This is a genomic window from Sphingobacterium wenxiniae (assembly GCF_900116225.1).
Lineage (GTDB): Bacteria > Bacteroidota > Bacteroidia > Sphingobacteriales > Sphingobacteriaceae > Sphingobacterium > Sphingobacterium wenxiniae.
Window position 1 is genome coordinate 209,920 of the sequence record NZ_FOZZ01000004.1, and the last position, 12,370, is coordinate 222,289.

The 12,370-nt window shown below is 37.6% G+C and carries 7 protein-coding genes; 5 read left to right on the forward strand and 2 right to left on the reverse strand.

Features of this window, described 5'->3' with window-relative positions:
• Positions 1-12: 12 nt before the first annotated feature.
• Positions 13-1,164, reverse strand: a complete 1,152-nt coding sequence (locus tag BM375_RS07515) for an acyl-CoA dehydrogenase family protein (protein ID WP_212611641.1) — start codon at positions 1,162-1,164, stop codon at positions 13-15.
• Between the two features lie 215 nt (positions 1,165-1,379).
• Between BM375_RS07515 and BM375_RS07520 the strand changes: the two genes are divergently transcribed.
• The 4 genes from BM375_RS07520 (at position 1,380) to BM375_RS07535 (ending at position 6,821) form a co-directional block, all read left to right on the forward strand.
• The gene (locus BM375_RS07520) at positions 1,380-2,987 is read left to right on the forward strand and encodes an acyl-CoA carboxylase subunit beta (RefSeq protein ID WP_093364899.1); all 1,608 of its coding nucleotides are present in this window, start codon (positions 1,380-1,382) and stop codon (positions 2,985-2,987) included.
• A gap of 435 nt (positions 2,988-3,422) precedes the next feature.
• Positions 3,423-4,874, forward strand: a complete 1,452-nt coding sequence (locus tag BM375_RS07525; protein ID WP_093364901.1) for a circularly permuted type 2 ATP-grasp protein — start codon at positions 3,423-3,425, stop codon at positions 4,872-4,874.
• A gap of 28 nt (positions 4,875-4,902) precedes the next feature.
• Positions 4,903-5,838: an alpha-E domain-containing protein gene (locus BM375_RS07530; protein ID WP_093364902.1), complete on the forward strand. Its 936-nt coding sequence runs from the start codon at positions 4,903-4,905 to the stop codon at positions 5,836-5,838.
• A 26-nt stretch (positions 5,839-5,864) separates the two neighbouring features.
• Positions 5,865-6,821, forward strand: coding sequence for a transglutaminase family protein (locus BM375_RS07535; protein ID WP_093364904.1), 957 nt, complete (start codon positions 5,865-5,867; stop codon positions 6,819-6,821).
• A 26-nt stretch (positions 6,822-6,847) separates the two neighbouring features.
• Here BM375_RS07535 and BM375_RS07540 read toward each other — a convergent pair whose 3' ends face one another.
• Positions 6,848-8,761 (reverse strand): acetoacetate--CoA ligase, encoded by a 1,914-nt coding sequence (locus BM375_RS07540; protein WP_093364905.1) that lies wholly within the window; start codon positions 8,759-8,761, stop codon positions 6,848-6,850.
• Positions 8,762-9,084: 323 nt separating this feature from the next.
• On the opposite strand from BM375_RS07540, the gene BM375_RS07545 reads away from it, so the two are divergent.
• Positions 9,085-12,360 (forward strand): SusC/RagA family TonB-linked outer membrane protein, encoded by a 3,276-nt coding sequence (locus BM375_RS07545; protein WP_093364906.1) that lies wholly within the window; start codon positions 9,085-9,087, stop codon positions 12,358-12,360.
• Positions 12,361-12,370: the final 10 nt, after the last annotated feature.

Below are 12,370 nucleotides of genomic sequence, written 5' to 3' on the forward strand. Positions count from 1 at the left end.
ATGTCGTTCAATTTATATATCTCGTTTAATTTCTCTTGCAATAACCATTTTTTGGATAGCACTTGTTCCTTCTCCTATAGTACACAGCTTGGCATCCCTAAAGTATTTTTCTGCTGGATAGTCTTTCGTAAATCCATATCCCCCGTGTACCTGCACACTGTGATTGGACACCTCCACCGCTATTTCCGAAGCATAATATTTGGCCATTGCACTTTCTTTCGTTACTTTCTGACCCGTATCTTTTAAGTGACCTGCCCGACGTATCAAGAGCTCAGAAGCATCTATTTTGGTAGCCATATCCGCAATGGTAAAACCGACGTCCTGAAAATCAAAAATCTTCTGCTGGAACTGTTCGCGTTCATTAGCATAGCGTAGTGCACATTCGTAAGCTCCGCGAGCAATGCCTAAAGAAAGCGCAGCAATAGAAATCCTTCCTCCATCCAACAATTTAAGAGCCTGAACAAACCCGTCTCCTACTTCACCGATTACCTGACTTTTATGCACACGACAATTATCAAAAAACAAACTTGCTGTTTCTGAAGCCCGCATACCCAATTTGTCGATTTTCTTTCCCGCCGTAAAGCCAGGAGTCCCCTTCTCTATAATAAATGCCGTAACGCCGTGCTTATCTCCTTTTTCCCCTGTTCTAACCATCACAACAGCTACATCGCCACTTATAGCATGGGTAATAAACGTTTTAGAGCCATTAATAATAAAATAATCATCTTCTCGTACAGCGGTAGTCGTTAGTCCCCCTGCATCGGAGCCAGACCCTGTTTCCGTAAGTCCCCAAGCACCAATCCACTCGGCCGTAGCCAATTTAGGTAGATACTTCTCCTTTTGCTCTTCATTTGCAAAGGATAAAATATGGTTGGTACATAAAGAATTGTGAGCTGCGACAGACAAACCTATAGAACCACAGACTTTGGAAATTTCATCTAAGATGGTAATGTACTCTTGATAACCTAAACCTGCTCCGTTGTATTTTTCGGGAACCAATATACCCATAAAGCCATATTCGCCCATCTTTTTAAACAACTCGACAGGAAAATACTGTTTTTCATCCCACTCCATGACATAGGGCTTGATAAACTCTCGAGCGAACTGGCGGGCACTTTCCCTTACCAAAGCTAATTGTTCATTTTCTTGTATTTGCAGTATCATATTTTAGAAGTTTATATTCGTATTTGTTAAAAATATAAAATTTTAGACTTATTTTAAAATAATTATATTTTCATAAGTAAAAACAACCATATAATTAAAAGGTTTTAAATATAGGCTATTAACAAACATTGTCCATTTTTATTATATTTGAGGAAAACGGCTAATTTTTTATAAAATAAACCACATAGGGACATAGTTATGGTTAAAATAACATTATGGAAAATCTACTTAAGACGTTAAAAAGCAAATACGAAAAATTACTTCTTGGAGGTGGTTTAAACAAAATAGAAAAGCATAAGGAAAAAGGTAAAATGACCGCTTGGGAACGAGTCGTTTATCTATTGGATGCAGATAGCCCTTATGTGGAAATAGGATCCTTTGCCGGCGATGGCATGTACGAAGAGCATGGCGGATGCCCCAATGGAGGTGTAGTTGTTGTTATGGGCTACGTAAGAAACCGATTGTGTATCATTGTTTCCAACGATGCCACGGTTAAGGCCGGGGCTTGGTTTCCTATTACGGGCAAGAAGAACTTGCGAGCGCAGGAAATAGCAATGGAAAATCACCTTCCTATCATCTATCTTGTAGATTCTGCAGGCGTATATTTACCCATGCAGGATGAAATATTTCCCGACAAAGAGCATTTTGGCCGTATATTCCGAAACAATGCCAAGATTTCATCCATGGGTATTCCCCAGATTTCTGCCATCATGGGTTCCTGTGTCGCAGGTGGTGCTTATTTACCTATTATGTCTGACTATGCCTTAATTGTAGAAGGTACAGGTTCTGTTTTCTTAGCGGGGTCTTATCTGGTAAAATCCTCTATCGGCGAGACCATAGACAATGAAACGTTGGGAGGAGCAAGCACACATTGTGAAATATCTGGCGTCACCGACAATAAATACCCAAATGATGAAAGTTGTCTTGATGCCATCAAGAATATTGTTGACAAGTTTGGTGAAAATGATAAGAACCTTTTTTCTCGCATAACAAGCAAGCAACCCGAATACCCTGTTTCCCATATCTATAAAAACCTACCGGAAGACCGCCTGAAGCCTTATAATATGGTGGAAATACTGAAAGCTATCGTCGATAAAGATTCTTTGGAAGAATACAAAAAAGAGTATGGAAAAACCTTGATTTGTGCTTTGGCGCGTATCGATGGTTGGGCGGTAGGTATTGTAGCCAATCAGCGCGAAATGGTAAAAGCCAAAAAACCAGGAAATACAACAGAAATGCAGATGGGTGGTGTCATTTATTCAGATTCTGCCGATAAAGCAGCACGTTTTATCATGAACTGTAATCAACAGAAGATACCCTTGGTATTTTTTCAAGATGTCACAGGGTTTATGGTCGGTTCGCGGTCTGAGCATGGGGGTATTATCAAGGATGGTGCAAAGATGGTCAATGCTATGGCAAACTCCGTTGTCCCTAAGTTTACCTTTATTGTAGGAAATAGTTATGGTGCTGGAAATTATGCCATGTGTGGGAAGGCTTATGACCCTCGGTTGATCTATTCCTGGCCCACAGCCCAAATGGCAGTAATGAGTGGTGCATCAGCAGGCAAAACTTTACTACAAATACAAGAGGCAGCCTTAAAATCCAAAGGAGTTTCTTTATCAGAAGAAGAAAAGAAAGATTTACTTTCCAAAATCGAACAACAATATAATAGGCAATTGAGTCCATACTATGCCGCAGCACGCTTATGGGTAGATGGTGTTATTGATCCAAAAGAAACCCGCAAGATTATTTCTATGGGTATTGAAGCCGCTAACCAAAATCCGGAAAGTCCGAAATATAACGTCGGTGTGATACAGGTGTAAAAGCCTCGTTAAAAACAGCGCGAGGATGGAACATCGATCCATTCTTAAAATAAAACCTATAAGGCTTGTATATAAGCTTGGCACAAATAATCCAATAAATATTATAGATTTTCAGAAAAAAATCTATAATATTTATTGCTAATCCTCTATTACTACTTAAATTTTCCATAAAAACAGGTAATATTTTAAAAAATATATGAAAATCATATATTTTTTAAAATCAATTTATATTTCATCAATGTATATATCTTGTTTTAAATATAAAAATATTGAAAAGCACGCTATATTTTAATAAAATAAATATTAAAACAATATATTTATTATAAATATTTCAATATAAATTTTATTTTGTTAAAAATTTAATATATAATTACGTTATAATTAGAAAATAAACAAAAATTATGTGAGTTTTATTAACTATTTAAATCTTAAAGCATGGAAAATTTAGCCTTATTTAAGAATTATCTTCATTCACCGAACATTTGGGACGAAATGTATGTCCAAAATCATGAAGTAAGGGATTCTTACAAGAGATTATGTAGCTTTCTCGAGAATATACCGCAAGCGCAACTTTCGAGCAAGGAAGAAATGGCTAAAAGACTTTTCATGAGCCAGGGCGTTACTTTTACGGTTTACTCCAGCGGAGAGGGTATTGAAAAAATATTTCCTTTCGATATCATCCCCCGGATTATTACTTCTGCAGAATGGGATTATATCGAGCGGGGAATTAAGCAACGTTTGAAAGCTTTAAATCTTTTCCTGAATGATATCTATTCCAATCAATTTATACTTAAAGATAAAATTATACCTGTTGATTTAGTGTATTCCTGTCCGCATTATCTTAGGGAAATGCATAATCTACCAGTGCCGCACGAAATATTTGTACATATAGCAGGAATAGATATCATCCGGGATTATGACGGGACATTCTATGTTCTGGAAGATAATCTTCGTACACCTTCTGGTGTTTCTTACATGTTAGAGAACCGCGAGATTACCAAACGTATATTTCCAGATTTTATTCCGCAGAACCTGGTCAGATCTGTGAATCAGTATCCACAATTGCTTTATAAAAACTTAGCAGAATTATCTACCAAAAATGGTTCTAAGCCAACAATTGTTATGCTTACACCTGGAATCTATAATTCCGCCTATTATGAACATTCATCACTTGCACGCCTAATGGGTATTGAATTGGTGGAGGGGCGTGACCTCGTGGTCGATAATCATCGTGTGTATATGAAAACAACTTCAGGATTACAATCTGTCGATGTTATTTACAGAAGAGTAGATGATGAATTTCTTGATCCACTGGTGTTTAAACCAGATAGTCTACTCGGTGTACCTGGCTTAATGTCTGCTTATCGTAAAGGCAATGTAGCTATCGTAAACGCGCCCGGTAATGGTGTAGCGGATGATAAGGCGACTTATATTTATGTGCCGGATATTATCAAATATTACCTTAACGAGGAACCTATCTTGAAAAATGTTCCAACCTATCATCTAGCGGATGAAGAGCAACGAGAATACGTTTTCAAGAACATGGAAAAAATGGTCATAAAAAAGACCAACGAATCTGGGGGGTATGGGATGATTATTGGAAATTGTGCCAGCGAAGCGGAGTTGGAGGATTATAAACAAGCTGTTCTACAGAATCCTCGACAGTTTATCGCGCAGCCAATTGTCAGCCTTTCGACAGTGCCATGTTATATCAATGAGCGTTTGCAGCCTCGCAGGGTAGATTTACGTCCTTTTGCTTTATATGGCCCATCGGGAATTGACATTGTGCCTGGCGGATTGACCCGGGTAGCGTTGAAGGAAGGTTCGTTAGTAGTCAATTCTTCCCAAGGAGGAGGAAGTAAAGACACTTGGGTACTCAGTGTTTAAATCCAATTATTAAAAAATAAATTATCGTATGTTAAGTAGAGTAGCCGATTCATTATATTGGATGTCCAGATATATGGAGCGTTCGGATGGTATTTTACGAATGCTAAAAACAAATTATGCTTATTCGCAGGATGATGGTACGGATTTCAGCTGGAGAGCAGTATTAACTATCTTCAGCGAAAGTTCTGAAGAACAAATCAACCGCATCTCGCAAAATAACCGTGAGGTACTGAAATATCTGATCACAGATAAAAGTAACCGAAATTCAGTCATCAATATTGTCTCGAATGCGCGGGAAAATGCCCGTGCTGTCCAGGATAACGTGACAAAAGAACTTTGGCAGTGCCTAAATGATTATTATCACCTGATCCGTAGCAATGATCTCGAAAATGCCATTCAATATGACGACCCTATTTCCGTCATAGATGAGTTGATAAAACAAGGATTATACTATTATGGAACTACGGAAATCACTTTAGCCCGTGATGGAGGATATTATTTTATCAATCTTGGAAAGTTTCTGGAAAGGGCAATGCAATCGGTGGATACCCTGGATGTTAAATTGCGTGAGCTGGACTACTGCCTGGATGCGAGTGAAGACCCATCCTATTGGAAATATCTCCTGCTTTCTATTTCCGGTTACGAGATCTTTCTGAAAAGTTACCGTTCTGCCCTGGAACCTAAAAATGTTATCGACCAAATTATCTGGAACCACAGTTTTCCGCGCTCGATACTCTATTCCGTAACCCGTTTGAAACAATCTTTCGAGACCATCAAAACAGATAAATCTGCCGAGAGTTACAAAACAGTCAGTTTCATGATAGGAAAATTGCATGCACAAATAAAATATACAAATATGGCTGATTTAGAAAGAATTGGATTCAAAAAGTATCTTCAAAGCACGAAAGAAGCATTAGGAGATATTGGTAATGCCTTAAATCATTATTACTTTGCATTCAAATAATAAAAAATACTTTCTATATTTCCACAATGGCAAAATTTAATATACAGCATATCACTACGTACACATATGATGAGCCTGTCTATGACAGCGCCAATCAAATTATGCTTTACCCTATAAAAGATGCTTATCAAGAAGTCGTCAGCCATCGTATAGCTATTACAAACGATCCACTGATAGAAACTTATACGGATTACTACGGCAATCAGGTCGGTACATTTACCAACTACGAAAGTCATAACGAATTAAATATATCTTCGTCTTTGGAAGTCCAGGTGAAATCAAAACTGCTTCCGGATGATAAGCTATCTGTTGAAAAACAATGGGAAATAATTGATGGGTTACAATACGATATGAGCTACATCAATTTTTTAAAAAAGGAATATTTTGATGCCGAAGATGAGCTTTTAGCTGTAGTTCTGCCAGAAGAACGAAGAAAATCTACACCTTATGAAGTAGCGCAATACTTTTGTCATTATGTATTCGAGAATTTCAAGTATATAAAAGGCATTACGAGTGTAGAAACTACCGTAGATGAAATATGGAAACTCAAATCTGGGGTTTGTCAAGATTTTGCCCATATTTTATTGGTCATGCTAAGGCGGGTGGGTATTCCGGCAAGGTATGTCAGCGGTTATATATGCCCTAATCAAAATGGTATGCGTGGAGAAGGAGCTACCCATGCATGGGTAGAAACTTTTATACCGGACTATGGCTGGTTAGGATTAGATCCCACGAATAATTGTATTGTCCAAAGTAACCATGTGCGATTGGCCGTAGGTCGTAATTTTGTGGATGTAAGTCCGGTAAAAGGAACTTATAAAGGGACTGCTCACCACAAACTGGAGGTAAAGGTCATCATATCATACGAAAACGACCCAATCCCACAAGAGAATGAAAGTAAAGAAGCGTTAATTGTTAATCCACAGTTTGAAGGCAACTCTTATCAACGGTTTAAAGAGATGCAGGAAATGCAGCAGCAATGATGAATATTTAAGATAAATTGTATTACTTACACTATATCGTCGTATAGCCTTATATAATCTGCCAAAGAATCGGGATTACGCATGATATCTTTAGATACTGCTTTTTCTACAGGAAATCCGGAGAAAATCTTCTTTATAGGTATTTCTAATTTTTTACCACTTAACGTATAGGGAATATCAGCAACCTTATAAAATAAATCAGGAATATGTCGGGCACTATACTGCTTCCGTAATTCATTTTTCAGAATAGGAATAAGAGATTCCAATACAGTTTCACCTTCTAATTGCAGAAACAAAATCATCTTCGATTCGCCTTTTTCGTTGTCTGTAGCAATAACCAAACTATCTTTTACTCCTGCAATACCATTGACAACATTATAGATTTCTGCCGTTCCGATACGTATTCCCCCTCTATTTAGTGTGGCGTCCGAACGTCCGTACATCACTATTCCACCCTCATTGTTAATGGAAATCCAGTCACCATGGCTCCATACACCTTTACGTTGTGAAAAATAACTATCCTTATATTTTTCATTATCCTTATCTCCCCAAAAATAAAGCGGCATAGAAGGCATAGGTTGCTTAATAATAAGCTCCCCTACTTCATTAAACACCTCTTGCCCTTGATCATTTACGGCTACAATATCCGAACCTAATGTACGGCATTGTATTTCTCCTGCATATACAGGACGATAAGTACATCCAGATAGAAAAGCACTACAGACATCTGTTCCCCCGCTAAGGGATATAATATGCACATCGGGAAATTTTTCCTGCAAATTCTCAAAAGTAGTTGCTGGTAAAGGCGACCCCGTAGAACCGATTACTTTTGGTGCATATCCTTCTATTTTTACATCATGAATCGCCGAAAAATAAGCTGCTCCTCCACCTAAATGATGGACCTTCGCACGTTTGACAAAAGTCCAAAAGTCAAGGTGTTCGTTATAGTGTATCGCACCATTAAACAAGCATAATGTAGCTCCGCAAAGCAAAGACGATAAAGCATAATTCCACATCATCCAGCCTGTCGTAGAATACCATAAGAAGTTTTCTTCCTTTTGTACATTTTGATGAATGGCCAACGCTTTGAAATGCTCCAATAAATTTCCACCTGTACTATGTGTTATAGCTTTAGGCCTGCCTGTAGTTCCCGACGAATACAGAATCCATATAGGGTGTGAAAAAGGTACGTGCTCAAATTCTAACTCTTGAAGAGAATAATCAGAGAAAATAGCTTGCCAATCGTCGTTATAGACACTTACTGTAGTCTCTATAGTAGTAATTTGGCTTTGCACATATTGTATTGTCTCTACCTTTGAAAATGTTTTTCCATTATATTGATAATCTGTTTCGACAAAAAGTATTTTAGGTGCTATCTGTTCAAATCGTTCTGCTATACTCTTATCGCCAAAATCTGGAGAACAACAGGACCAAATCGCTCCAAGGGAATTGACCGCTAAAAAAATAGCTATTGTTTCGACTGTATTATTCAATATCCCTACTACCCTATCTCCTTTTTCAATTCCTTTTGTTTTGAGAAATTGCTGTAGACTGGAAACTTTGTACTGTAAATTTTCCCAGGTTATTTCATGGTAATTGTTGTTTTCATCCGTATACTTGATAGCTATGTCTGTAGCATTTTTATTCCGAAATATATGCTCTGCATAACTCAGGGAAATACCTTCAAACCATTTAGCCCTAATAAAATCAGGAGAAGATATATCCCATTGCAATACCTCCTTGTATTGACCGGAATAATCGATTTTAAAATATTGTAGAATAGCTTCCCAAAAATCACCAGTCTGCGCGATAGACCAAGCATGAAAAGCTGCATAATCTAAAAAACAGCGGTTGTTATGTTGCTCTACAAACTGTTGAAAATCATAAAGTACTGATGATTTTATATACTGTTCTGAGGGTTTCCAGATAGGCTTTTTCATCTTGCTTACAAATGATTAATAGCCCAATATAAGAAAAAATGATTTTATTCCTTTTCCATTTTTTATCACGAAAGATAGATTAAAAATTTGGTATCGTATAAAACACACTTATTTTCTAGCCAAAACAGCAAAAAACAACTTAATTTTTATAAAAAAAACATAAAAAAAACTTCTTTTTAACAGTTTTACAAAAAAAATAAATAAAAAAACATATATATTTTAAATAAAAACTTATTTTTAATATTAAAATTTTAAATATTTACATTTATAATTTTTATTATTGTAATAATTATCGTTTTAACTTTTCAATTTACTAATTAACTATGAAACTTAAACCCTTTTTTCGGGAAAACTACTCCGGTTTCCTAAGTAAAAGAACGAAAACATGGATATTTTCGTCTTTTTTACTCGGAATATCCTCAGTATCTCTTCCCTATCACGTATCCGCATCGGATATTCCCGTTGTTTTCTCCAAACAACAAATTAATGTGACCGGTAAAATCGTAGATGAATCCAATAATCCAATAGATGGTGCATCTATCAAGGTGAAAGGCGGTACAAATTCTACTTCTACCGATGTAAACGGAAATTTTACCATTTCTGCTCCTCCTCAGGGTACACTCGTCATCACACACGTATCTTATGAAGCCCGGGAGATTAATATCAACAACCAAGGATCGTTGAATATTGTTCTAAAATCATCCGGTGAGAATCTGGATGAAGTCGTTGTTATCGGTTATGGAACGGTAAGACGCAGTGAAAATACCGGTTCTATCGCTTCAGTTAAAGGAAAAGATATTGCCGAAAAACCAACCTTGAGCTTTGAAGGTGCTTTAAGTGGACAAGCTGCCGGTGTGAATATGACAGCTAACGTAGGGAATGTCAATCAAGCTCCTGTATTCAGAATCCGGGGAACAAACTCTCTGTCATTAAGTTCCTACCCTTTAATCGTAGTGGACGGTATACCAATGTACACAGAAGATGTCAGCGTAGGTGGAAATGCATCAAACAATCCTTTGGCTTCTATTAATCCTGCTGATATAGAAAGCATAGACATAGCCAAAGATGCAGCAGCAACGAGTATCTACGGTTCTCGGGCGGCAAATGGCGTTGTTTTTATTACTACTAAATCAGGAAAAAGAGGAAAAGCAAAAGTGAATTATGATGCCTATTTCGGTATAAATAAAGCATTTAGATTGGCCGAAGTGCTCAACGCTGAGCAATATCTGGAAATTAAAAATGAAGGTTTACAAAATGCTGGAACTTATAACGCACAAACAAATTATTATGATTATTCCTTAGACATCAATGGAAACCGGATAGATACACGTTGGTATGATTACATTTTCCGTACAGGAAAAGTGAATAATCACAGCGTCAATGTGAGTGGTGCTTCCGAAGCAACCCGTTATTTCTTCAGTGCAGGTCTAACAAAACAGGATGGTATCATACAAGGCAATGACTTTGATCGTAAAAACATAGCTTACAACCTCGATCATAAGGTAAATAACTGGTTAAAAGTTGGTTCCAAAGTTAACTATGCGACGAACAAGACACGGGCTATTATGTCATTGGGTACAGGCGTTAATAGTGTCGCTTCCAATTCCAATTCGTACCGCTTGGGATTCATAACAGCTCCTATCGTTGCTCCATATAATAATGATGGAACATTCAATGTCATCGGTCCGAATGTAGGTATTATGGACAACGCAGGACATTTAAGATCTACTGCTCGGTTAGGCTATACCAATCCCGTATTATCATTATTGGAAAATGATGATTACACAGGTAATCATTTTTTACAGGGAAATGTATCCGTAGATATTAACCCTTTACCATGGATCACTTTTCGTTCGATATACGGCATAAACAATATGGAAAGTAAAACATATCGTTATTTCTCCCCTGAAACAAATGAAGGAATAAGTAGAAATGGTCGTGCAGATGCGATTACAGCAAGCCGGGAGATGACTATCTGGACAAATACATTAACATTGACTCCTAAAATTGCTGATGGCCATAAGTTGGATATCTTACTGGGTCATGAAGAGCAAACAACCAAACGGGATGGTTTTGGGTTGATGCGCGGCAATCAATCAGATGATTTGTACCGCAACATTCAAGGCGGTTTCACAGACCTTTCATTATCGAACACTGAAAACAATATCACAGAGAATTTTTTGGTGTCATTATTTTCAAGATTTCAGTATAATTTACAGGATAAATACTTTTTCTCAGGTAATCTGCGTCGTGATCAGTCTTCTGTTTTGGGTACGAACAACAAAGCCGGAACTTTCTGGGGTATCGGCGGTGGTTGGGATATTTACAAAGAAAGTTTCTACCAAAACGGCACCATATCCCAAATTTTGCAGAATCTAAAACTCAAAGCAAGTTATGGTAAAGTAGGTAATTTAACCGGGATTGGTGATTTCGCCAGCCTATCTACCTATGCTGCCACGCTATATGGTACAACACCGGGATTGTATTTTGCTTCTGCCGGTAATGAAGATCTAAAATGGGAAACCAGTAAAAAGACAGATGTAGGATTATCTTTTACCGTAGCTAATAAATTTAACTTTGAACTGGCGTATTACAATAACCGTATCGATGGTTTAATCTTTGGTGTGCCTACTCCTTCATCTGTCGGTATTCCAAACCCATCTTCAGGAAGCCGCAACCAGATTCTGGCTAACGTAGGAGAAATGTATAACCGTGGAGCTGAATTTACTTTTAATACGTCGCCTATACGAAATGATAATTTCACATGGAATCTAAATTTTAATATTTCTCACAATACGAATAAGGTTCTTTCACTTACAGATGGTGTAAATTCCCTAATATCCGATGCTGTTGGTGGCATAGCAGGTATGGCATCCATTACGCAGGTAGGCAGTCCGATAGGTATGATTTATGCCATCCGAACAGACGGAGTTGATCCACAGACGGGCCGAAGAATATTTATTGATGGTGATGGTCGGCAAGTATTTTTTCAACAAATCCCACCTCCGGGTGGTTACCAATGGGAATATGCCGATGGCAGCCAGGCAAGAGCAGTCAATACAGCAGATGACGCGGTACCTTATAGAGCAACTCAACCTAAATTTTTTGGTGGATTTTCCAATAATTTCATATACAAAGGCTTCGACTTAGACATGTTATGGACATTCCAATTGGGAGGATATATGTACAATGGTACACAATCCCAGTTAATGGATTACCGGTTTCAGAATAACCATGTCATGATTTTAGACAGATGGCAGAAACCAGGAGATATTACGGATATACCTCGTGTACAAGATGGAGATATTACTTCCTGGGGTTATTCTATTCCTATTACAGCAAATGTGTATAAATCGGATTTCCTTCGTCTGAGAAATATTTCTTTAGGATATACATTGCCGGTTGATTTTACTAGAAAGGGGCAAATAGATAAAATAAGGATTTATGCGAGCATTCAAAATGCCTTATTATTCACGCCATACAATGGTGCTGATCCGGAAGTAACCAGTACAGGAAATGCGACAACAACACAAGGATTTGACAAAAACGTAACACCCAACGCCCGTACATTCACTTTTGGACTACAAGCTTCATTTTAAATTCATCGAA